We start from the raw sequence: 22515 nt of genomic DNA, 5'->3' as shown, positions 1-22515 counted from the left end.
CGAGGCCGTCCGGGCTTCGGGTTCGGTCACGTCTGGTTCGCCTCGGCACGATAGGGGTCCGGAATCCCGAGCCCTGCAAGGATCGTGCGCTCTTCCGCCTCCATGGCCTCGGCCTCGGCGTCGTCGACGTGGTCTCGCCCGAGAAGGTGCAGCAGGGCGTGGACGACCAGATGGCTCAGGTGGTCGGCGGCTGCCTTCCCCTGCGCCTCGGCTTCGGCCCGGCAGGTCTCCCACGCCAGCGACACGTCGCCCAGATGCGGCCGGGCGCTCTCCGGGGCGGGAAAGCTGAGCACGTTGGTCGCGCGGTCACGACCGCGGAAGCGGGCGTTGAGCTCCCCCTGCGCCGCGTCGTCGGTCAGCAGGATCGTGACCGCGCCCCCGGCGTCTCCCAGCGCCGCGACCGCCGCTCGCGTCACCACCGCCTCGACGTCGGCGATCTCGCTCCAGTTCCCCGCCTCGATCTCGACGTCGATCGCATGGAGGCTCACTGGGCGTCCTCTCCGCGGCCCCGCGCCGCGTCGGCGTCGTAGGCGCGCACGATGCGCTCGACCATGGCATGGCGCACCACGTCCTGCGCCAGGAAGCGCTGGACGCCGATGCCCTCGACGCCTTCGAGGATGCGCAGGGCGTGGGCCAGACCGGAATCCCGCGTGTTGACCAGGTCGATCTGGCTGGGGTCGCCGGTGACGACCATCCTCGCGCCCTCGCCCAGACGGGTCAGCACCATCTTCATCTGCAGGCGGGTGAGGTTCTGCGCCTCGTCGGCGATGACGAAGGCGTGGCTCAGCGTCCGGCCGCGCATGAAGGCGATGGGCGCGGCCTCGATCTCGCCCTTGTCGCGGCGACGGCGGACGTCGTCGGCGCCCAGGATGTCGTTCAGCGCCTCCCAGATCGGGGCGAGATAGGGATCGACCTTCTCGTTCAGGTCGCCGGGCAGGAAGCCCAGCTTTTCGCCCGCTTCGACCGCCGGTCGCGTGACGACGAGCCGGTCGACCTCGCCGCGCCGCAACAGCGACGCGCCATAGGCGGCGGCGAGAAAGGTCTTGCCGGTGCCCGCCGGCCCGACGCCGAAGGTGACTTCGCAACGGCCCAGCATCGACATGTACTCGGCTTGGGCGGCCGTCTTGGGCGCGATGGCGCCGCGCCGGCCGACCGGCAGGGCGACCGCCGCCGCCACGGCCTTGTCCGCCTTGCGCCCGCCGTCCGGGCGCGGAGCCGCGACGGCGGCGCCGAGGGCGGTGCGCACGTCGGCCTCCGTGATCTCGGCGCCCGTCTCTGCGCGCTCGGCCAGGGTCCTGACGACCCGCTTCGCCTGCGCCCGGTCGCGCGGGCTCCCGTTCACGGTCACGCCGCCGCCCGGAGCCTCGATCAACACCTTGAAGGCGGTTTCGATCAGCGCCAGGTGCCGGCTCCCCGGCCCCACCACGGCGCGCAGGGCGTCGTCGCCCAGCGCCAGGAATTCGGTGTCTCTGGCCAAGGTCACGCGTCTCCCGTCGGTCGGGCCCGCGCGGCCCCGGGCGACGAAACGTGGCCTTCCGCGATCAGTTCGCCGGTCAGGCTGTTCTGCTGGCCCCGGAGGATGCGCACGGGGACGACCTGGCCGATGAGATGGGCGGCGTTCTCGACGTGCACCGACTGAAGATACGGCGAGCGGCCGATCGCCTGGCGGCCATGCCGCCCCTTCCGTTCGAACAGGACGGGGAGCGTCCTGCCCGCCTGCGCGGCGTTGAACGCGACCTGCTGTCCGGTCAGCAGGGCCTGCAGCGCATGAAGCCGCGCGCGCGAGACGTCGTCGGACACCTGGGCCGCCATGGTCGCCGCCGGAGTGCCGGGGCGCGGCGAATACATGAAGGAGAAGGCGCTCGCGTAACCGACGCGCCGGACCAGATCCATCGTGTCCTCGAAGTCCCGGTCGGTCTCGCCGGGGAAACCGACGATGAAGTCGCCCGACAGCGCCAGGTCCGGCCGCGCCTCGCGGATGCGGTCGATCAGGTCGAAGTACTTCTGGCGCCCGTGCTTGCGGTTCATGAGGCGCAGGATGCGGTCCGATCCCGACTGAACCGGCAGGTGCAGATAAGGCATCAGCTGCGGCAGGTCGCGATGCGCGGCGATCAGATCGTCGCTGAAGTCGTTCGGATGGCTGGTGGTGTAGCGGATGCGGTCCAGCCCAGGGATTTCCGCCAGCTCGAACGCCAGCCGCGCGAGGCTGGACGGCGAGCCGTCCGCGCCCGCGCCGTCATAGGCGTTGACGTTCTGGCCCAGCAGGGTGACTTCCCGCACGCCGCGCGCGGCCAGCTCCCGCGCTTCGGCCACCACCGCCGCGACCGGCCGCGACCACTCGGCCCCCCGCGTGTAAGGCACCACGCAGAAGGTGCAGAATTTGTCGCAGCCCTCCTGCACCGTCAGGAAGGCCGTCACCCCCTGCACGCCGCGCGCTTGCGGCAGGGCGTCGAACTTGTCGTCGGGGGCGAAGTCGGCGCCGATCCGCTCGCCTCGTGCCCGCGCCGTGCGGGTGAGCAATTCCGGCAATTGGTGATAGGCCTGCGGCCCGACCACCAGATCGACCGCCGGCTGGCGCTTCATGATCTCCTCGCCCTCGGCCTGGGCGACGCATCCGGCCACGGCGATCGTCATGGCGCCGGCCTTCTCCTCCTTCAGAATCCGAAGTTTGCCGAGTTCGGAGTAGACCTTCTCCGCCGCCTTTTCGCGGATGTGGCAGGTGTTCAGGATGACGAAGTCGGCGTCCTCCACCGTCTCGGTCGGCGCATAGCCGAGCGGGCGCAGGACGTCGGCCATGCGCTCGGAGTCATAGACGTTCATCTGGCAGCCATAGGTCTTGATGAACAGGCGCCTGGGCGCCGGCTCGACCGGGGGCGGGGCGAGGGTCTCGGTCATGCTGGGCTTATGGTCGTCCAACCGGGCGACGGCAAGGCGCGGTCAGGCGTCGACCGATCCGGGATCGACCCTCGCGGCGTGGCGCTTGTAGACCAGACCTTCGCGGTCCTCGGGCGAGGCGCCCGGGATGGCCTTCCCGTACAGTTCCAGTTTGTGGCCGACCAGCTCGAAGCCCAGCCGCTTGGCGATCTCGGTCTTCAGCCGCTCGATCTCGGCGTCGAAGAATTCGATGACCTCGCCGGTCCGCGTGTCGATCAGGTGATCGTGATGGTCGTCGCCGGCCTCTTCATAGCGGCTGCGGCCGTCGCCGAAGTCGTGCTTCTCGACCACGCCGGCCTCCTCGAACAGGCGCACGGTGCGATAGACGGTGGCGATCGAGATGTGCGGGTCGATGGCCGAGGCGCGGCGGTAAAGCTCCTCGACGTCCGGATGGTCCTCGGCGCTGGACAGCACGCGCGCGATGACGCGCCGCTGCTCGGTCATGCGCATGCCGCGCTCGGCGCAGAGTTTCTCGATCCGGTCCATGACCGGCGAGAATAGGGGCGCCCCGCCTCCTAGGGAAGCGCTCCAGTCAAGTTGAGAGCCAGTAGCAGGGCGTCCGCCCGGGAGCCGTCCGGTCGGGCATAGTAGCGCGGCCGACGCCCGGCCTCCGTGAAGCCGAGATCGGCGTAGAGCGCGCGGGCGGCCACGTTGTCCTCCGCCACCTCGAGGAACAGTCGCGTCGCGCCCTCTCCGGCGGCGCGCGCCGAGGCGCGGGCCATGAGACCTCGCGCGTGGCCGCGACGACGCGCCGACGGGCGGACCGCGAGCGTGATCACCTCGGCCTCGTCGCCGGCGATCTGCATGAGGACGAAGCCCTCCGCCTCCGCCTCCAGCAGGGCGCCGGGCCGATCGATCAGGGATCGCAACGCCTCGGCGTCCCACGCCACGTCGAACGCGGCCGCGTGGATTTCCGCCAGACGAGCGGCGTCGGGGGTCATCGGCGGACCGGGCGCGGTTGGCCCGGCAGGCGCGTGGGCGGGGTCGCGTCCGGCGCACGGAGGTACTGGGGCCTGGGCGCGCCGAACTCGCCGCGCGACAGGGCGCGTTCGGTCAGGCGGATCAGCGCCCGCGGCGTCGGCCCGGCAAGATCGAGGGCTGTCCAGAGGGGGGCCGCCTCGGCCGCGAGGCGCGCGCCGGTCCCGACCAGCCGACCCGCTGCCCCCGCTTGGTCCAGCCGGCCCCCGAGCGCCGTCAGGGGCGTGGCCTCGGCCGCGTCCAGGGGGGAACCGTCGCTTGCGAACAGCCGCGCATAGACCTGGCCCCGTCGCGCGTCGACGATCGCGGCGACCGGGCCGTCGTCGGACTCCGCCGAGGCGGCGAGCGCGTCCAGCGTCGACAGGCCGACCACCGGCCGGTCCACCGCCGCGCCCAGTCCCTGGGCGAAGGCCAGGCCGACGCGCAGGCCCGTGAAGGATCCCGGCCCCACGGTGACCCCGATCCCGTCCAGGTCCCCGAACGCGAGCCCCGCCTCGGCCATGACGGCCCGGGCCAGGGGCGCCAGCGCTTCCTGATGTCCGCGCGCCATCGGTTCGGACCGGGCCACGATGCGGCCGCCGTCGGACGCCGCGGCCGTGCACAGACCCAGCGCCGTGTCGATGACCAGCAGCCTCATCGGTAGCATCCCGCCGAGGTCACTCCGCCAACGAGGCCGCCAGACCGATCAGCGCGGTTCTCACGGCCGGGTCGGGGATGCGCGCGACCAGACGGTCGAACAGCGCCCCGTCGCGTTCGGCCGCCGACGCCGACTCGCGCGACGGCAGAAGCGCGCCGACCGGCAGGCCCAGCGCCTCGGCCAGCAGCACCAGCCGCGAGGCCGGTATGCGGTTCGCGCCGGCCTCGTACTTGGCCAGCTGCTGGACGCTGACGCCCGCCGCCGCGGCGACCTGCAGACGGGTCATGCCCAGGGCGGCCCGTCGCGCCGCCAGTCGCCCCCCCAGGGCGCGGTCGATCTCCGTGCTGTCGCGCGCGCCCATGAGCCGCTCCATCGTCAGGATTGAGACGAAGACGTTTCACAGACACGCGAAGATTGCAACGAAAGAGTTTCATCCGTCGCGCCGGGCCACGACCGCGCAGACGCGGCTGACCGTCTTCCGGTCCAGCCTGACCGCGTCGGTCAGCCCCCCGCTTCCGCCGCGCAGGTGCAGTCTTTCCGCGTCCGCGCCGTCGAAGATCCACACCGACGTCCCGCCGTCGGCGGTCTCGACCACGCATCCCTGGCCGCGCCGGGGAAACCGGTCGGGATCATAGTCGATCACGGTGCCGGCCCCGGCCCACGGGTCGAGGCAGTCGTCGGTCAGGACGACCTGGGAGAGGTGCGGGGCCGCAGGCCCCCGGGCTTCCGGACGAAAGCCGCGTCCGGCGCTCTCGACGCCCGACGCCGCCGGCCGGGGCCGCGGCTCGTTCCCCGCGGTGGCGCGAGCCAGACCTTCCGGATCCGAGCCGAGCGCCAGCGTCAGGCGGCGCTGGACGTCCGGCCGGAAAAGGCCGGGCCGCTTGCCCGATTCGTAAAGACCCCAGCCCTGCCCGGTCATGCCGGCGCGGGCGCCCGCCTCGGCCTGGTTCAGGCCGGCCTCCCGGCGCAGGCGCGCGAGAGCTTCGCCCAGCCGCCGCGCCTCCTCCGTCGCCCGTTCGTCGCCGCGGAATCCGCCCATGCCCGCATCATGCCGCGCGTCGCCGCGCGACGGAAGCGTTTCAATCCGTCAGGCGGCGGCCTCGACGGCCGTCACCTCCGGCACGTAGTGGCGCATCATCTGCTCGACCCCGGCCTTCAGCGTCGCCGTCGACGAGGGGCAGCCGGCGCAGGCGCCGCGCATGCGCAGGGTGAGCACGCCGGTCTCCGCATCGAACGCCTCGAACAGGATGTCGCCCCCGTCCTGGGCGACCGCGGGGCGCACCCGGGAATCGAGCAGAGCCTTGATTTCGGCGACGATCTCGTCGTCGGCGTCCGAACTGGCGTGGTCCGCGCCCGTCGCGCCCTCTCGCAGCAGCGGCGCGCCCGACATGAAGTGATCCATGATGGTGGTCAGCACGTGCGGCTTGAGCTGGGTCCAGTCGGGACCGGAGGGCGACCGGGTGACGGCGACGTGGTCCGGGCCGAAGAAGACGCCCGCGACGCCGTGCAGGCCGAACAGGGCGTGCGCCAGAGGCGAGGCCGCCGCCGAGGCGGCGTCGTCGAACGCCATGCCCGCTCCCTCCGCCACGACGCGGCCGGGCAGGAATTTCAGGGCGTCGGGATTGGGGGTGGGCTCGGTCTGGATGAACATGGCCCGCAGATGCGCCCGGACGGCCGCGCGTTCAACCCCGCCGTCAATCAGCGGGCCCCGGCGACGCGAGCCTCAGGGCCGGCGTCAGGCCAGGTCCTCGACGTCCTTGTCGCTGAGCTCGCCCGGCACGATCGTCACGGGCAGCTTGCGTCCGCCGAAGCCCCGGATGGCGGCCGTGACCAGAGGACCGGGGCCCCTCCCGCCGGTGGCCGCGGCGAGGACGAGGATCTTGATCTCCGGGTCCTGCTCGACGGCGCGGCGGATGGCCTCGACCGGTTCGCCTTCCTCGATCAGGAACTGGGGGGCGGCGCCCGACCGCTCCTGCGCCTCCTGCCCGAGCCGGTTCAAGAGCCGCTCGGCCTCCTCGCGCAACTCACGCTGGATCTCGTCGCGCACGCCGGCCCAGTGGGCGTCGGAACCGCGCGGAACGACGCGCAGCAGGGCCACGCGTCCGCCCGTCGACCGTGCCCGGCGCGCGGCATAGCGCAGGGCGGCGTCGAACTCCGGGCTCTCGTCGGCGACGACCAGAAATTTGCGCGGCATCGGCCCCTCCCCTGTCGGCGTCACCGCGCGGTTGCGGCGATCTCCCGGATGGTGGCGTTGGCGATGGTCAGCTTGGCGAAGGTCCAGCCGGCGCCCGAGGCCTCGATCTCGTCGACCGAGGCGCGAACGCCCTCGACGATCGAGAGACGCGGCCCGATCCAGGCGTCGACGGCCTGCTCCGCCGTCGACTCGTCCTTGCCGCACGAGGCGTCGCACGAGCGGGCCACGGCGCGCGTAAGGTCCAGCTGCTCGGCCTTGAGCTCCTGAATCAGGCGGCGCACCGCCATGCGGTCGAAGCGGTCGTGCGAGGGCACCCCCCCCGCGGCGGCGCGCAGCCGATCGAAGTCGAAGGCGGCGCCGACCTGGTGATACAGCCGCGCCATCGACGGCGCGTCCCATCCGGCCTCCCCGGCCAGGTCGCCGATGTCCGCGGTGGCGACGGTCGGGCGCAGCAGGGCGACGGACCGCGCCAGACCGTCCGGCGCGCCCACGGCGCGGAAGGCGTCGATGCGGGCCTGCAGCCGCGCCTGCTCGAAGCGCGACAGCACTTCGCCGCCGTGTGGCCTCAGGGCGTCCGCGACGGGCTGATAGGCGTCGATCAGCCCCTGCACGGTGCTGCCTGCGCGCGCCGCGCGACGCGTCAGCCAGAAGGTCTGGCGGCGCATGACCAGGGCGATCTCTCGGTACAGCGCCGTCTGGGCGTCGGCGGGGATCTTCAGGTCCAGGGCCGAGACCGCGTCCCATGCCTCGTCGAGGCGGAAGATGCGGCGCGCCGCGGCGAATGCCAGGACCATGGGCCCCGCGCCGGTTTCGGCGCTCTGGCGCAGGCGCAGCGGGAAGGTGGCGCCGCAGGCGTTGACGATGTCGTTGGCCAGCACCGTCGAAACGATCTCGCGTCGCAGGCGGTGGCCGCGCATCTCCGTCTCGAAGCCATGCAGGGCCGCCGGGAAATAGTTCACCAGCGTGGCGTGGAAGAAGGGGTCGTCCGGCGCCGCCGACGCGACGATCTCGTCGAACAGCTCGATCTTGGAATAGGCGGTCAGCACCGCCAGTTCGGGCCGGGTCAGAGCCGATCCGGTGGCCTTCATCTCGGCCAGCTTCAGGTCGTCGGGAAGGCCCTCGACGCGGCGATCGAGCCGCCCCTTGGCGACCAGCGCCTGCATGAAGCCTTGCTGAGAATCCAGGGCGTCGGCCCCCTCGGCCTGCTGCAGGGTGAGGGCCAGCGTCTGATCGTAGTTGTGCCGAAGCACCTTCAGCCCGACCTCTTCGGTCATCGAGGCGAGAAGGGCGTCCCGGTCCTCGGGCCTGAGCGCGCCGGACATGATCGCCGACCCCGTCAGAATCTTGATGTTCACCTCGTGGTCCGAAGTGTCCACGCCGGCCGAGTTGTCGATCGCGTCGGTGTTGATCCGCCCGCCGCCCGCGCCGCGTCCCGACAGGGCGAAGTGGATGCGGCCCGCCTGGGTGAGGCCCAGGTTGGCGCCCTCTCCCACCACCTTCACCCGCAGGTCGTTCCCGTCGATGCGCAGGGCGTCGTTGGCCTTGTCGCCGGCCTGGGCGTCGGTTTCGTGAGGCGCCTTCACATAGGTGCCGATGCCGCCCAGGTAGAGCAGCTCGACCGGCGCCTTCAGGATGGCCTTCATCAGAGACGGGGGGTCCAGCGCCTCGTCCTCGACCCCCAGCAGGGCGCGGACCTCGGGCGACAACGGAATCGACTTGTCGCCGCGCGAGAAGACGCCGCCGCCCTTCGAGATCTTCGAGCGGTCGTAGTCCTGCCAGGAGGAGCGCGGCAACTGGAACAGCCGGTCGCGTTCGGCCCAGGACGTCGCCGGATCGGGATCCGGATCGAGGAAGACGTCCCGGTGATCGAAGGCGGCGACCAGCTTCGTCGCCTTCGACAGCAGCATGCCGTTGCCGAAGACGTCGCCGGACATGTCGCCGACGCCCACCGCGGTGAAGGGCTCGGTCTGGATGTCCTTGCCCATCTCGCGGAAGTGGCGCTTGACCGCCTCCCAGGCGCCGCGGGCGGTGATGCCCATGGCCTTGTGGTCGTAGCCGACCGAGCCGCCCGACGCGAAGGCGTCGCCCAACCAGAAGCCGTACTGGGCCGAGACGCCGTTGGCGATGTCGGAGAAGGTGGCCGTGCCCTTGTCGGCGGCGACGACCAGATAGGGGTCGTCGTCTTCCCAGGCCACCACCTGCGCGGGACGCACCACCGCGCCGTCGGCGGCGATGTTGTCGGTCACGTCCAGCAATCCGGACAGGAAGGTCTTGTAGGCGCGGATGGCCTCGGCCTGCTGGGCGTCGCGGTCGGCGCCGGCGCGGACCATGGCCGTCAGGTTCTTGGGGTAGAAGCCGCCCTTGGATCCCACGGGCACGATCACCGCGTTCTTGACCTGCTGCGCCTTCACCAGCCCCAGAACCTCGGTGCGGAAGTCGTCGCGCCGGTCCGACCAGCGCAGGCCGCCGCGGGCCACCGGGCCGAAGCGCAGGTGCACGCCCTCGACGTGCGGGGCCCAGACGAAGATCTCGCGATAGGGCTTGGGCAGAGGCAGGTCGTCGAGCTCGCGCGAGGCCACCTTGATCGAGATGTGCGGCTTCGGCCCGCCGTCGGCGGCGCTCTGGAAGAAGTTCGTCCGCTTGATAGCGCCGATCAGGGCGGCCATGCGGCGCAGGGCGCGGTCGTGATCCAGGCTCTTCACGCCCTGCAGGAGCGCCGACGTCCGGTCGTTCAGGCGACCGACCTCGGCCTCGCGAGCGGCCACTTCACCGCGTGTCGGGTCGAACTTGGCCGCGAACAGTTCGAGCAGCGTCCTCGCCGCCTCGGGATAGAGGACGAGCGCTTCCTCCTGCACCGCCTGGCTGGGATCGAGACCGCTCTGCTGACGATAGCGCGCCAGGACGCGGATGAGCGCCGCCTCACGCCAGCCGACGCCCAGTTCCAGCACCAGACGATTGAAGCCGTCGCTCTCGGTCAGACCGCTCCAAACGGCCTGCACCGCCGCTTCGAAGGGTCCGGCGACGGCGTCGAAGGTCAGCGACTCTCCGCGCGGATCCTCCAGCAGGAACTCGTGAACGTGAACCGGCTCCTCGCCCAGCGGCTTCACCGCGTGCCCCCATTCCTCCAGCGTCTTCAACCCCATGTCCGCGAGGATCGGCAGGATGTCGGACAGGGGCACGGCCCCGCCCCGCCGGTACAGCTTGAACCGGAACTGCAGCGGGGTGTCGCCGGGGTTGCGGAAGGCGCGGACGCCGACCGGCTCTCCCCGGCCCACGGCGCCGTCGTCGTTCAGGCGGTCGAAGGCCTGCAGGTCGCGCACCGCCTCGGCGGCGTCGTAGCGGTCCCGATAGCCGGCGCCGAAGGCCTCGGCCCACCGCTCGCTGAGCGGGCCCACGCCGACGTCGTCGACCGCCGCTGCGCGCAGGGCTCCCTCGAAGCGATCCTTCCAGCCGCGGCCGGCTTCGGCGATCCGATGCTCGAGCTCGGCCATGTCCGGGCTGGCGTGCGCGCCGGGCGTCACGCCGATGATGTAGTGGATGCGGACCAGCGGGTTGTCCGACAGTTCCGGGTACCAGGCCGACAGGCGTCCGCCCCAGGCCTCGGCCAGGATGCGGCCTATGCGCTCGCGCACCGAGGCGTGGAAACGGTCGCGGGGGATGAAGACCAGCACCGAGACGAACCGGTCGAACGGATCCTTGCGCGTGAAGCTGCGGATGCGCGGCCGGTCCTGCAGGTGGAGGATGCCCAGGGCGATGTCGAGCAGCTCGTCCTCGCGGATCTGGAACAGCTCGTCCCGGGGATAGGTTTCCAGGATGTTCTTCAGGCGCTTGTGGCTGTGGCTGCCCTCGGCCTTGGCCGCCCGGGTCAGGGCGTTGGCGACCTTGCGCCGGATCAACGGCACCTCCGAGGTTTGCCGGTCGTAGGCCTCGGCCGTGAACAGGCCGACGAACCGGGTCTCGCCCGAGGGCCGGCCGTCCGGACCGAACCGCTTCACGCCGACGTAGTCCATGTACGCCCGGCGGTGCACCCGCGACCGGGCGTTGGCCTTGGCCACCGTGACGGGGTCCGACAGGTCGATCTGGCGCTTCATCGCGCCGGTCAGGACGGCGGGCTCGTTCGTACGGCGCAGGACGGTGCGCTCGGGGTCGCGCAGGACCCCCAGACCCTCGCGCGCCTGGGAGAGCGGCGCCTCGGCCTGGTAGGCGCCCGTCTCGTCGCGCGGATAGTCGTAGTCGCGGGCGCCGAGGAAGACGAAGTGGTCGGCGTTCAGCCACTCGAGGAAGGCGATCGATTCCGCCACCAGGGAGGGATCCACGCCCTTGGGGCCGGTGCGCAGGTGGTCGATCGCCCCCGACATGGCGGCGTTCATGGCGGCGTGGTCGCCCACGGCGGCGCCCACGTCCTCGAGCGTGGCGATCAGGCCCGCCTTCAGCGCGTCGCGACGCTCCTGCGGCAGCGGATCCACCACCACCACCACCACCGACTCGCGCGTCGTCGCTCCGATCCGGGCGCCGCGCGCGTCACGCGCGGTGGCGGTCACCGGATGGAACATCGCCCGGACGGACACCCCGGCGTCGGCCAGTTCGCCCATGATGCTGTCGACGAGGAAAGGTCCGTCGTCCTGAACGATGTGGATCAGGTCGAAGCCCGTCGCCCGGCCGTCAGCCCCGGCCAGGGGCCCTATCGCGACCCGCGGCGGCTCTCCGGACTTCCGCACGGCGGTCGCGGTCCAGACGCCGGCAAGAACCGCGCCGAGGTCCGCCAGACCGATCTCCGGCGTCTCGTCGGCCGACCAGTCTTCCAGGGCCTGGGAGAGGAACTCCCGCTCCAGCGCGCCGACCGCGCCGCCCCCCGCGCGCGCAAAGTCCCGCGCCAGCGCCTCCATCCGTTCGGCGGACGTCGGGGCGGCTTCGGCTTGGGCGGCCATGGGGGCTCTCTTGTCGGACGCGGTCCTCCCGACCGCTCTTTGGCCGATGGTTAGAGCGGGCGTCGGGAAAGGGGAAGGCCGGGCGCAAAAAGAAGACGCCGGACCCGGTTTCCCGGATCCGGCGCCCTTCCGCGTTCGGTCGTGAATCAGAAGCGGACGTTCATGCCCAGACGGAACTCGTGGGTCTTGAAGTCCGGGTTCGACCGCGAAATGTCCGTGCCGGCCGTGTTCGGGGGCAGAATGAACGGGTTGGTCGCCGGGGCGGTGCCCGGTCCGGCGCGCACGACGTAGTCGCCGGCCTCGAGGTCGGTGTACAGGTACTCGCCGACCAGCGTCAGGTTCGGGGCCAGACGCCACTCCACGCCGCCGCCGTACTGGAAGCCGTCGGCGTCGTCTTCGTCGGTCCGGACGGTGAAGCTGTTGGCGCCGTTCGAGGTCATGAACTTGTTCTCGATCTTGCCGTAAGCGACGCCGCCGGTGCCGTAGAACAGCGCCGGACCCATGGCGTAGCCGGCGCGCAGGCGCAGGCCGGCGGTGTGCTCCAGGTTCCGGGTGAACGAGTAGCGGGCCGGGGTGGTGCTGAAGCCGGTCACCGAATCCTCGGCGTCGACTCCCTGGATCTCGGCCACCGCGCCGACGACCCAGTTGCCGAACTGCATGTCGTAACCGACACGGGCGCCGCCGGCGACGCCGGAACCGTCACGGTCGCAAACGCCGGCCGGCGTGGTGTTCGAAGACTGGCCCGCGCAGAAACCCGGGCTGAAGGCGTCGGCGCCCGAGCCGCTCAGGACCACGGTGTCGTCGAAGGCGCCGTCGAAGTCGCGGTCGAAGACCAGCGTCTCGTTCTTGTCCTCGTGGCTGTCCAGGAACCCGCCGTGAACGCCGACGTAGAAGCCGCTCCAGTCGGGAGCGGACTGGGCCAGGGCCGGGGTGGCGCCGGCGGCGGCCATCAGGGCCAGGGCGGCGGCGGCATGTTTGATCTTCATGAAATCCTCTGAGAGTCCGGCACGAAGGGTCGCGCCTCATGGTGTGGAGCCCTCCCACGGCGCCTCAACGTGGCCATCACCGTGGCCGTTCCGGGGCGATCGCCGGTCTGCCGCACACGGCGCGGCCGTGTGACCAAATCGCCACAAGGGTGATCGGGGACCGTCATGCGAAAGGCCGCCGAAGCGAACTTCGACGGCCTTTGCCGGGACGGCGCCGGGAGGGGGGAGGGAGGCGCCGGCCTTGTATGCGCCGCGGGTGGAGGGGAGGGAACCGCGGCGATGATGCGGATGTGGGAAGCGACCGCCCCGGTTCAAGCCCCGCCGGCGCCCTTCGCTCCCCGACGCGGGCGCGGCGAGTCGTCGCGGGCCGGCGGCGCCTCGTCGGCATAGGGCTCGCCGTCCCCTGACAGCAGGATGGCCATCCAGCGGCTGCCCCGGAACTCGGCCAGGATGGCCATGGCCATGACCGCCAGAGGCGTGGACAGGAACATGCCGACCACGCCCCAGATCTTGCCCCAGAAGGCCAGCGACAGAAGCACCACCACCGGGTCGATGTTCTGGTTGTCGCCCTGCATGCGCGGCTGGATCATGTTGCCGGAGATGAAGAGGATGGTCTGCAGCCCGATCAGCAGGATCATGGCGGGCCAGTAGCTCTCGAACTGCACCAGGGCGAACAGGGGCGGAGCGAGGCCGGCGATGGCGCCGCCCAGCACCGGAATGAAGCCCACCACGAAGATGACGAAGGTCCAGAACTCGGAATTCTGAAGCCCCACCGCCCGCATCAGGATCCAGGCGGCCGCGCAGATCATCAGGCCCGTCACGGTCTGGACCCACAGATAGCCCTCGACGCCGCCGCGGACGCGCTCGAACACCTCCATCGCCTCGGTGCGCGCCTTCCGTTCGGGGAACATGCCGACCAGCTTCCGCCGGAACCCCCACTGCGACGCCAGCAGGAAGGCGAGGTAGATCAGGACGAAGACCGAGCCGGTCAGGACGTTCTGAACCTGCATGGCCGCCTGACCGATCCATGCGCGCAGGTCCAGCTGCGACAGCAGCTCCGTCACCGTCGGCGGTTCGGTCTGTCCGACGAGGGCGTAGGCGTCGGTCAGGATCTGGTCCAGCCGCGGCCCGATCCTTTGGGACACGCCGGAGGCCTCGCCGAAAAAGCCCAGCGCCCCGTCCAGAATGATGGCGATGGAGGCGAAGAAGCCGAGGATCACGAGGATCAGCGCCGCCGCGCCCGCCCAGCGGGGCGACAGGCGCGCGTGCCGTTCCAGCCAGCGCTGCATCCCGCCGATCATGATCAGCAGGAAGATGGCCATGGCCAGCGGCGTCAGGATGTCCCGAAGCCAATAGACCGCCCAGCACCCGGCCACGGCGGCGATCACCACAAGGGCGTTTCTCGACACGGCCGAGGCGGGGATCACGGTGGGCGGTTTCATCGGCATATGGTCAAGGTCCGGCGGGGCGGCGTCAACGGGCCTTGATCCCCGGTCCGCCCCGGTGAAGCATGAGCGCCGCGGAACCGTCGCGGTTCCTGAAAGGACGCCGCATGACCGAAGCCCCCGCCCTGTTCCTGGGCCAGTCCGACCGGCCCGAGACGCTGCTGCTGAACCGGGCCAACCGGCACGGGGTGGTGGCGGGCGCGACGGGCACCGGCAAGACCGTGACCCTCCAGATCATGGCGCAAGGGTTCTCCGACGCCGGGGTGCCCGTCTTCTGCGCCGACGTGAAGGGCGACCTGTCGGGCATCTGCATGCCGGGCAGCCCCAACGACAAGCTGCTTGCCCGGGCGCAGGAGATGGGTCTGACCTTGACGCCGAGGGCGGCGCCCACGGTGTTCTGGGACCTGTACGGGCAGAAGGGCCACCCGATCCGCACGACGATCTCGGAGATCGGCCCGCTGCTGCTGGCGCGCATGCTGAACCTGAACGAGGTGCAGGAGGGCGTGCTGTCGGTGGTCTTCCACGTCGCCGACAAGGAGGGTCTGCTGCTGCTCGACCTCGACGACCTGCGCGCCCTGCTGGCCCACGTCGGCGAGAACGCCGGGCGGATCGGGCGGGAGGTCGGCAACGTGGCGCCGACCTCAATCGCCGCCATCCAGCGGTCGATCCTGCAGCTGGAGCAGCAGGGCGGGGCCGCCTTCTTCGGCGAGCCGGCCCTGCGGCTGGAGGACATGCTGAGGACGTCTCTGGACGGGCGGGGCCAGGTCAACGTGCTGGACGCGACGCGGCTGATGAACTCGCCGCGTCTCTACGCCGCCTTCCTGCTGTGGCTGTTGTCCGAGCTGTTCGAACAGCTGCCGGAGGTGGGCGATCCGGACAGGCCGCGTCTCGTCTTCTTCTTCGACGAGGCGCACCTGCTGTTCACCGACGCGCCCGCCGCCCTGCGCGAGAAGGTCGAGCAGGTGGTGCGGCTGATCCGGTCCAAGGGGGTCGGGGTCTACTTCGTCACCCAGAACCCGGCCGACATCCCCGACAGCGTGCTCGCCCAGCTGGGCAACCGCATCCAGCACGCGCTGAGGGCCTACACCCCGTCGGAGCAGAAGGGGTTGAAGGCCGCCTCGCAGAGCTTCCGCCCCAACCCCGCCTTCGACACCGCCGAGGCGATCCAGGGTCTGGGCGTCGGCGAGGCGCTGGTCTCGACGCTGGACGAGAAGGGCGCGCCGCGCGTCGTCGGCCGCACGAAGATCCGCCCGCCGGACAGTCGCCTGGGCCCGGCGACGGACGCTGAGCGTGCCCGGATCATGGCCTCGAGCCCCGTGCGCGGGCTGTACGACACCCCGGTCGACCGCGAGTCCGCCGAGGAAGTCCTGGCCGCCCGCCGTGGCGAAGCCGACCAGGCCGCCGCCGACGCCAAACTGGCCGAGGCCCGCGCCAGGGCCGACGCGGCCGCCGCGAAGGAAGCCGAGAAGGCCGCCGCCGCCCGCGAGAAGGAACAGGCCCGACTGGACCGCGAGGCCGAACGGGCTCGCGCGCCCGCCCGCCGATCGAACCGTCAGACCCCGGTGGAGGCGCTTACGAAGTCCGTGCTGCGCACGGCGGGCAGCACGATCACGCGGGAACTGTTGCGGGGCGTGCTGGGTGGGCTGAAGCGGCGGTGAGTCATCACGCCGGCCGGCCGACCACGCTCCAGCGTGCCGCAAGCGGCCGACTAGGTCCGTTGAGCTGGCGTGCTCTTCTGGCCGAAGACGTCCGGGCAGGGGGGCTGCCCGGCCTTCTGACGGCCGCAGCATTGGTGGCCGCGTACGTCGGGGAATGGTTCATCGGCGGCCCTGCGGCGCTGGGCGTGTCGCGAGAGGCGCTGTCGAACGGCAGATGGTGGGTTCTTCTGACTCACCCGGCGACCCATGCTGGTCACTGGCACCTCTGGATGAACTGTGGGGCGCTGCTGTCCATGTCGCTGCCGGTCCGAATGATGCTCGGTCGCAGGTCCGCGGGCTGGTTGCGGTACGTCGCGTTGTTGGTCGCTTCTGCTGCGGCCGCCGCTGCGGCGTATCTGGCGATCCACGCCGACGACGGCCTGCCGATGGTCGGAGCTTCCGGCGCGATCTGCGGCCTTTGGGGTCTGCTCGTCCGGTCCGATCTTGAGAGTCGGCGTCTCAGGCCATTGGCGTCACGCGAGGTCCTTCTCGGCCTGCGTGACTTCACGATTTCAAACGGGGTGCTTTTCGGTCTGTTGTTTGCGCTCGCGCGGTCGCAGGGCGGCGCGGGCGGACTGGCGTGGGAAGCCCATCTCGGCGGCTTCCTGCTCGGGCTGCTTGCGGCGCCGCTGTTCGTGCCCAAGGTCAGGGACGAGGAACGACCCGCCACATCCTGAGCGGATGCCGCACCGTCCCGGCCTCGTCCCCCGCCGCGTCGCCGCGGCCCATGTAGAAGTCGGCGCGTACCGGGCCGCGGATGGCCGAGCCGGTGTCCAGCGCCATGACCAGGCCGGAATAGCCGGAGCGGGCGCCGACCAGATTGCCGGCGTCGGCCTCGATCCACACCGGCGTGCCGTAGGTCCAGTAGGCGGGGTCCACGGCGATCGAGCGCCGCGCGGTCAGGGGCACGCCGGCGGCCCCTGCCGGGTGGCCGCCGTCGTCCGGGTCCATGCGGAAGAAGATGTAGCGGGGGTTCAGGGCCATGACCTCGGCCGCCCGGTCGCCCCGGTTGGCCGCCAGCCAGCCGCGGATCGCCTCGCCCGACGTGCCGTCGCGGGGCAAGAGGCCGCGCTCGGCCATGGGCGTCGCGATGCCGACGAAGCGCTGCCCGTTATCTGCGGCATAGGCGGCGCGGGCGCGCGTCCCGTCCTCGAACGTCAGGTAGCCGGAGCCCTGGATCTGCATGAAGAACAGGTCCTCGGCGCGCATGAAGGCGAGCGCATGCGGCGCCGGCAGGGCCTCGATCTCGGCCCGCGTCGGGCCGACGTCGCCGCGACGCCAGCCGGGCGGAGGCGGCAGGACGGGGGCCGAGAACTCGGCGTCCGGGAAACGGCGGGCCGGATACTCCGGCGCGAAATAGGAGGTGAGGCGGCCCGGCGATCCGTCCGGCGTGCGCGCCTCGACGGCGGCGAAGTTGGCTTCGAACCAGTCCCTGGCCCGTTCACGCGAGGGGTTCTGCGCGGCGGCGGCACGGGCGCTCTCGCACATCGGATCGGCGGCTGGCCGGCATCCGGCGCCGTAGGCCTGCAGAGCCGCGGCGTGATCCTCGCGCGCCCAGCCGGGCAGGACCGACAGGGGCACGGACCCGGCCGGCAGGGGTCGCGACGCCGGACCGGGTTCGACCGCCGGGCCCGTCGGCGGGAGCGGAACGGGTCGCTCGACCGGCGGCGGTGACGGGGCGGGCGGGGCCGTGGCGCACGCGGCGGCGAGCAGGCCCAGCAGCGGAAGGAGCCGGCGGATCACGCCGTGGCGGGCTCCACCCGGGCCAGAACCCAGTTGGGGTCGTTGGCGCCCAGCGGACGCTGGAAGGTCCAGATCTCGGCGGTGCGGCGCTCCTCGATGCGGTCCTCGCGACCCTCGCCGGCGGAGATCGAGCGCAGCTCGGCCAGGAAGCGAACCCGGGCCACCGCCCGATCGCCGTCGACCGTGGCCAGCTCAAGATCGGCGCGCGGCGGATGCACGAACTCGACCCTGTCGGTCTCGCCGCGGGCTTCGCGCGCCTTCATTCCCTCTTCGAACGAAGCCATGACGGCCGGTGCCAGCAGGGGCCTCAGCGCCTCGCGGTCGCCCGTGGCATAGGCCTGGACGATGGTGTCGTGGGCGGTGCGGGCGCCCTCTAGGAAACGGTGCGGATCGAAACCCGGATCGCGGGCCTTCAGGCCCTGGATGGCCGCGAGCGTGTGGCTGTCGACCGGCGGGGCCTGCGGCGGGGCGCCGGCGGCCGGGGACGCGGGCACGGGCTGGGCCCGCACGTCGTCCTCGGGCTGACGGCCCACCTTCTTTCCGAGCACGTTATAGAGCTGGAACAGGACGAAGGCGGCGATCACCGCGAAGAGCACGATCTGGAACTGGACGGGCACGGGGCATCCCTGAAGGCGGGGGAGGGGGCAGGATTAGGCGGTCATATGGGGTGGGGCAAGCGGCACACCCACGCCGGCCCGCCCGACGGCGTTGCGACCGGACGCCGCGCATGATAGTCGCCGCGCCTTCCGGCGGCCGCCACGCCGCCGCCACATTCCGGATGCCCGCGACCCATGACCGACGCCACGCCCTCGACCCCGACCAACGGCGAGCAACCGACCCAGGGCCAGCCGGCCGCGCCGGGCTTCCGCATTCTGGCGCAATACGTGCGCGACCTGTCGTTCGAGAATCCCAAGGCGCCGGAAAGCCTGCGCGCGGAAGGCAAGCCGGCGATCGACATGGGCGTCGAGATGAACGCCGTCGGCCGCAAGGACGGCCTGTTCGAGGTGGACCTGAAGCTGTCGGTCAAGGCGTCGGTCGACTCCGGCCCGATCTTCGCGGTCGAACTGGTCTACGGCGGCCTGTTCCAGCTGATGGGCGTGGCCGAGCAGGACATCGAGCCCATGCTGCTGATCGAATGCCCGCGCTATCTGTTCCCGTTCGCGCGCGAAATCATCGCCAAGTCCACCTCGGACGGCGGCCTGACGCCGCCGTTCCTGCTGGAGCCGATCGACTTCGCCGCCATCTACATGCAGCGCCGCGCCGAGATGGAGCGCACGGCGGCGCAGGCCTGACCTTCTTCAGCCCTTTCGCTCGCGCGCCGTCTCGCCGCCGGATCAGGCCGCGCGCTCTTCCGCGCCCGTGACCGCGTCCCACAGGGTCGTGGATTTGATCTCGGTCTCGAGAAAGAGCCGGTGGGCGGCGACCTGGAGCCCGCTCAGGCGCGGAGCCAGAGGGCGCGGCCGCGCGCCGTGCGTCGCGCCGCCGACCTCGGCGGTCGCGGTCACCGCGGCGGCCATGGACAGGTCCAGCTTCCGCGCCTTGCCGCCCTTGAGTTCCAGATAGACCTCGGCCAGCAAGCGCGCGTCGATCAGGGCGCCGTGAAGCGTCCGCTCGGTCAACGAGATCCTGAAGCGCCGGCAGAGGGCGTCCAGCGAGTTGGGCATGCCCGGAAACCGTTGCTGGGCCAGCTGCAGCGTGTCGATCCAGCGCTCCGCAGGGATGATCTCCCCGCCGCAGTTCGTGCATTCCCACTCCACGAAGGCGCGGTCGAAATTGGCGTTGTGGGCGATGATCGGGGCGTCGCCGACGAACTCCAGGAAGTCCGCCATGATCTCCCGGAACTTCGGGGCGTCCCTCACCTTGTCGTCGGTGATGCCGTGCACGGCGATCGCGCCCGCGGGGATCAGCCGCTCCGGATTGACGTAGCGGTGGAAGGTCCTCCCGGTCGGCAGCAGATCCTCGATCTCTATGCAGCCGATCTCGATCAGGCGGTCGCCGGTCTTCGGATCGAAGCCGGTGGTTTCGGTGTCGAGAACGATCTCGCGGGCCATGCCTCTTACTGACCCGGTTCGGAGTCCGAAGGAAGGCCGGCCCGCCGCGGCGTCCACGCCGGATCAAGAACCGTCCCCACGATCTCCCGGACCTGCGCGCGCGCGGCGTCGATCCCACGTGAGGTGTCGACGACGAAGTCAGCCCGGGCCCGCTTCTCCGCGTCCGGCGTCTGTCGTGACAGGATGGCGTCGAGGCGCTCGCGCGTCATGCCGGGGCGGGACAGCACCCGTTCGGCCTGAACCTCCGGCGGGGCCGTGACCACCACCACGGCGTCGACGGCGCGGTCGCCGCCGGTCTCGAACAGCAGGGGGATGTCGAGCACCGCCAGCGTCTCGCCCCGGTCACGCGCCGCCTCCAGCTCCGCCAGACGACCCTGCGCCACCAGCGGATGGACGATCGTCTCCAGCCTGCGGAAGGCGTCGGGGTCGTCGCCCAGGGCTCCGGCCAGCCGGTCGCGGTCGACCGCCCCGTCCACCACCACGCCGGGAAAGGCCTCGCCGACCGGCCCCACCGCCGCGCCGCCGCGGGCATAGAGGGCGTGGACGGCCTCGTCGGCGTTCCAGGTCACCGCGCCTTCCCCGGCGAACAGTCGCGTGGTCGTCGACTTCCCCATGCCGATCGATCCGGTCAGGCCGAGCACGATCATGTGGCGACGCCCAGCGCCCTCAGGCAGAGGGCGCGCACGTCGACGGCCGGCGGCGGAACGCCGTAGATCGCCTCGAAGGACGGTTTCGCCTGCCCGATCAGCATGGCCAGGCCGTCGACGATCGTCAGGCCGCGGTCCCTCGCCGCGGCCAGCAGCGGCGTGTGAAGGGGACGATAGCCCATGTCCATGACCACGGCGCCGGGCTTCAGGATCGACACGTCCAGTCCCGGATCGACCGGCAGGGCGCTGACCACCAGGTCGGCCAGACGCAGCTGCTCCGTCGTCTGATGAGTCACGCCCATCGCTGCGACCAGCTGGGCCGCGCGCTCGGCGGATCTGTTCACCACGCCCACCTGGGCCCCGGCCCCCTGAAGGGCGACGACCGCGGCCCGCGCCGCGCCGCCCGCGCCCAGCACGCTCACCGGAGCTCCCGCCAGCTTCAGGCCAGGCGCCTGCTCCCCAAGGGCGGCCAGAAGGCCCTCTCCATCGGTGGAGTCGGCGTGGACCTGTCCGTCCTGGAAGGTCAGGAGGTTCGCCGACCCGGCCCGCCGGGCAATGTCCGAGGCCCCCGCCCCGGCGGCCCGCAACGCCCTCATTTTCCACGGCGCGGTGACGTTCAGTCCCCGGAACATCCCCGCCTTGCCGCGTGCGATCAGGGCGTCGAAGGCCGGTTCGTCCATCGCCGGCAAGGCTTGGTAGACGCCCTTGATGCCCGCAGCCGACAGCCAGGACCCGTGGATCAGGGGGCTGAGCGAATGGCCGATCGGCCAACCGACGACTCCGCCGAGCATCATGACGGCAGCGCCCCGTTCGTCCGCAGGGCTTCCAGCAGCGGCCAAAGGGGCATGCCCATGATCGTCGCCTGGGCGCCCTCGACCCGTGCGAACAGCTGGGCGCCGCGTCCCTCGATCCGGTAGCAGCCGACCGAGGCGAGCAGACCCTCGCCCTCGGCGGCCAGATAGGCGTCGAGGAAGGCGTCCGAGAAGTGCCGCATCGTCATCGTGGCCGGCTCACGGTCCGACCAGACGATCCGACCGGCACGGGCGAGGGCGACCGCGGACCAAAGCACGTGCTCCCGCCCGCGCATGGCCTCCAGCCTGCCCCGCGCCTCTTCCATGGACCGCGCCTTGGAGACGAGGCCGCCGTCGAAAGCCAGGATCTGGTCCGAACCGATCACCCAGTCCTCCGGACGCCGCCGGGACACGTCCAGCGCCTTGGCTTGCGCCAGGGTCACGCCAAGCGCGGCCGGATCGCGCCGGGCCTCAGGGGTCTTGTACGCCGTCTCGTCGACGTCGGCCGGGTCGATCTCGAAGTCCACGCCGGCGTCCTCGAGGATGCGTCGTCGCGTCGCGCTGGCGGAAGCGAGAACGATCATCGGGGCGCCTCGCCGCGCGCCCGGCGTTCCTGCAGCAGATTGACCACCGCCGCCGCCGTCTCCTCCACCGATCGCCGCGTCACGTCGATGACGGGCCAGCCGCGCCGTTCGAAGGCGCGCCGGGCCTTCACGGTCTCCTCCCGGACGGCGTCGTGGTCGACGTAGGACGAGGCCCGGTCGGCGTTCAGGCCCTCCAGACGGTTGCGCCGGATCTGCACCAGCCGGTCGGGCGAGACGGTCAGGCCCACCACGAGCGGACGCTTCAGCGTGGTCAGGCGCTCGCCGTTCTCCTGGCCCGGCACCAGCGGCACGTTGGCGGCGCGGATGCCCCGGTGGGCCAGATAGATGCAGGTCGGGGTCTTTGACGTCCGGCTGACGCCGGTCAGCACCACGTCGGCCTGTTCCAGCTGCTCGGTGGTGCCTTGGCCGTCGTCGTGGGCCATGGCGAAGTCGAGCGCCGAAATGCGGTTGAAATATTCATGGTCCAGCGCGTGCTGCGCGCCGACGCGCGTCGACAGGGCCGCGCCCAGATAGCGCGAAAGGGCGCCCACCAGGGGATCCAGCGCGGCGATCTGAGGCATGTCCAGCCGGCGGCACCCCTGCTCCAGCTGGGACCTGAGCTCGGCGTCGACCAGGGTGTGCAGGACCACGCCGGGCGCCGCCGCGACCTCCTCCAGCACCCGGTCCATCTGCTTCGAGGACCGGACGAGGGCATAGATGTGCTCGATCGGAATGATGCCGTCGAATCGGGCCGTCACGGCCTTGGCCATGGCGTTCAGCGTCTCCCCGGTGGAATCCGAGACCAGGTGGACGTGGAAGTAGGTGGCCAGCCGGCCCGGACGGGCCGGCGTCACCGCTTCGCTCCTCCGGGGAAGGTTCGAGGGAATCCTGGGGAGAAAT

At 71.4% G+C, this 22515-nt stretch carries 23 protein-coding genes; 3 read left to right on the top strand and 20 right to left on the bottom strand.

What is annotated here, in order from left to right; all coding sequences use genetic code 11:
- Positions 1 to 26 precede the first annotated feature (26 nt).
- From ybeY to EFJ44_RS00995, 13 genes are all read right to left on the bottom strand, one after another.
- Complete coding sequence (gene ybeY / locus EFJ44_RS01055) at positions 27 to 488, bottom strand: rRNA maturation RNase YbeY (protein WP_125255338.1); 462 nt, start codon at positions 486 to 488, stop codon at positions 27 to 29.
- Positions 485 to 1477 (bottom strand): PhoH family protein, encoded by a 993-nt coding sequence (locus EFJ44_RS01050; protein ID WP_125255337.1) that lies wholly within the window; start codon positions 1475 to 1477, stop codon positions 485 to 487. Before EFJ44_RS01050 ends, ybeY begins: the two co-directional genes overlap by 4 nt.
- 2 nt (positions 1478 to 1479) lie before the next feature.
- Complete coding sequence (miaB, locus tag EFJ44_RS01045) at positions 1480 to 2895, bottom strand: tRNA (N6-isopentenyl adenosine(37)-C2)-methylthiotransferase MiaB (RefSeq protein ID WP_125255336.1); 1416 nt, start codon at positions 2893 to 2895, stop codon at positions 1480 to 1482.
- Positions 2896 to 2937: 42 nt separating this feature from the next.
- A complete protein-coding gene (locus EFJ44_RS01040) occupies positions 2938 to 3420 on the bottom strand; it encodes a Fur family transcriptional regulator (RefSeq protein WP_125255335.1) in 483 nt (160 codons plus the stop codon).
- Between the two features lie 29 nt (positions 3421 to 3449).
- Complete coding sequence (locus EFJ44_RS01035) at positions 3450 to 3875, bottom strand: GNAT family N-acetyltransferase (RefSeq protein WP_125255334.1); 426 nt, start codon at positions 3873 to 3875, stop codon at positions 3450 to 3452.
- Complete coding sequence (gene tsaB / locus EFJ44_RS01030; RefSeq protein WP_125255333.1) at positions 3872 to 4549, bottom strand: tRNA (adenosine(37)-N6)-threonylcarbamoyltransferase complex dimerization subunit type 1 TsaB; 678 nt, start codon at positions 4547 to 4549, stop codon at positions 3872 to 3874. The genes EFJ44_RS01035 and tsaB overlap by 4 nt, the downstream gene beginning before the upstream one ends.
- 19 nt (positions 4550 to 4568) lie before the next feature.
- Positions 4569 to 4910: a helix-turn-helix domain-containing protein gene (locus tag EFJ44_RS01025; protein ID WP_164511819.1), complete on the bottom strand. Its 342-nt coding sequence runs from the start codon at positions 4908 to 4910 to the stop codon at positions 4569 to 4571.
- A gap of 69 nt (positions 4911 to 4979) precedes the next feature.
- Positions 4980 to 5588, bottom strand: coding sequence for a helix-turn-helix domain-containing protein (locus tag EFJ44_RS01020; protein ID WP_125255331.1), 609 nt, complete (start codon positions 5586 to 5588; stop codon positions 4980 to 4982).
- A gap of 48 nt (positions 5589 to 5636) precedes the next feature.
- Positions 5637 to 6200 carry a NifU family protein gene (locus EFJ44_RS01015; RefSeq protein WP_125255330.1) on the bottom strand — a complete coding sequence of 188 codons (564 nt, stop codon included), beginning with the start codon at positions 6198 to 6200 and terminating at the stop codon, positions 5637 to 5639.
- 84 nt (positions 6201 to 6284) lie between these two features.
- Positions 6285 to 6743: a universal stress protein gene (locus EFJ44_RS01010; RefSeq protein ID WP_125255329.1), complete on the bottom strand. Its 459-nt coding sequence runs from the start codon at positions 6741 to 6743 to the stop codon at positions 6285 to 6287.
- A 20-nt stretch (positions 6744 to 6763) separates the two neighbouring features.
- Positions 6764 to 11671 (bottom strand): NAD-glutamate dehydrogenase, encoded by a 4908-nt coding sequence (locus EFJ44_RS01005; RefSeq protein ID WP_125255328.1) that lies wholly within the window; start codon positions 11669 to 11671, stop codon positions 6764 to 6766.
- A gap of 146 nt (positions 11672 to 11817) precedes the next feature.
- On the bottom strand, positions 11818 to 12657 hold the full coding sequence (locus EFJ44_RS01000) for an outer membrane protein (protein WP_125255327.1): 840 nt from the start codon (positions 12655 to 12657) through the stop codon (positions 11818 to 11820).
- 311 nt (positions 12658 to 12968) lie between these two features.
- Positions 12969 to 14099, bottom strand: a complete 1131-nt coding sequence (locus tag EFJ44_RS00995; protein ID WP_125255326.1) for an AI-2E family transporter — start codon at positions 14097 to 14099, stop codon at positions 12969 to 12971.
- A gap of 110 nt (positions 14100 to 14209) precedes the next feature.
- Here EFJ44_RS00995 and EFJ44_RS00990 point away from each other — a divergent pair, with 110 nt between their 5' ends.
- On the top strand, positions 14210 to 15760 hold the full coding sequence (locus EFJ44_RS00990; protein WP_125255325.1) for a helicase HerA-like domain-containing protein: 1551 nt from the start codon (positions 14210 to 14212) through the stop codon (positions 15758 to 15760).
- Positions 15761 to 15894: 134 nt separating this feature from the next.
- Positions 15895 to 16476, top strand: a complete 582-nt coding sequence (locus tag EFJ44_RS00985; protein ID WP_164511818.1) for a rhomboid family intramembrane serine protease — start codon at positions 15895 to 15897, stop codon at positions 16474 to 16476.
- Here EFJ44_RS00985 and EFJ44_RS00980 read toward each other — a convergent pair.
- Positions 16445 to 17542, bottom strand: coding sequence for an MltA domain-containing protein (locus tag EFJ44_RS00980; RefSeq protein WP_125255323.1), 1098 nt, complete (start codon positions 17540 to 17542; stop codon positions 16445 to 16447). The two genes, EFJ44_RS00985 and EFJ44_RS00980, sit on opposite strands and share 32 nt — an antisense overlap.
- Positions 17539 to 18159, bottom strand: a complete 621-nt coding sequence (gene timA / locus EFJ44_RS00975) for a TIM44-related membrane protein TimA (RefSeq protein WP_125255322.1) — start codon at positions 18157 to 18159, stop codon at positions 17539 to 17541. Before timA ends, EFJ44_RS00980 begins: the two co-directional genes overlap by 4 nt.
- A gap of 174 nt (positions 18160 to 18333) precedes the next feature.
- Here timA and secB point away from each other — a divergent pair, with 174 nt between their 5' ends.
- Positions 18334 to 18834 carry a protein-export chaperone SecB gene (secB, locus tag EFJ44_RS00970; protein ID WP_125255321.1) on the top strand — a complete coding sequence of 167 codons (501 nt, stop codon included), beginning with the start codon at positions 18334 to 18336 and terminating at the stop codon, positions 18832 to 18834.
- Between the two features lie 42 nt (positions 18835 to 18876).
- Here the strand turns inward: secB and dnaQ are convergent, their stop codons facing one another.
- From dnaQ to EFJ44_RS00945, 5 genes are read right to left on the bottom strand one after another with little or no spacing between them, the layout of a single operon-like run.
- The gene (gene dnaQ, locus EFJ44_RS00965) at positions 18877 to 19593 is read right to left on the bottom strand and encodes a DNA polymerase III subunit epsilon (RefSeq protein WP_125255320.1); all 717 of its coding nucleotides are present in this window, start codon (positions 19591 to 19593) and stop codon (positions 18877 to 18879) included.
- A gap of 5 nt (positions 19594 to 19598) precedes the next feature.
- Entirely contained in the window at positions 19599 to 20240 is a 642-nt protein-coding gene (gene coaE, locus EFJ44_RS00960) for a dephospho-CoA kinase (protein WP_125255319.1), read from the bottom strand.
- Entirely contained in the window at positions 20237 to 21034 is a 798-nt protein-coding gene (locus EFJ44_RS00955) for a shikimate dehydrogenase family protein (protein ID WP_206426848.1), read from the bottom strand. Before EFJ44_RS00955 ends, coaE begins: the two co-directional genes overlap by 4 nt.
- Positions 21031 to 21615 carry a Maf family protein gene (locus EFJ44_RS00950; RefSeq protein WP_125255318.1) on the bottom strand — a complete coding sequence of 195 codons (585 nt, stop codon included), beginning with the start codon at positions 21613 to 21615 and terminating at the stop codon, positions 21031 to 21033. The genes EFJ44_RS00955 and EFJ44_RS00950 overlap by 4 nt, the downstream gene beginning before the upstream one ends.
- Positions 21612 to 22469 carry a pyruvate, water dikinase regulatory protein gene (locus EFJ44_RS00945; RefSeq protein ID WP_125255317.1) on the bottom strand — a complete coding sequence of 286 codons (858 nt, stop codon included), beginning with the start codon at positions 22467 to 22469 and terminating at the stop codon, positions 21612 to 21614. The genes EFJ44_RS00950 and EFJ44_RS00945 overlap by 4 nt, the downstream gene beginning before the upstream one ends.
- Positions 22470 to 22515 lie beyond the last annotated feature (46 nt).

This window comes from Brevundimonas fluminis (assembly GCF_003934285.1).
GTDB lineage: Bacteria > Pseudomonadota > Alphaproteobacteria > Caulobacterales > Caulobacteraceae > Brevundimonas > Brevundimonas fluminis.
This window is presented reverse-complemented; position numbering and strand designations above follow the sequence as displayed.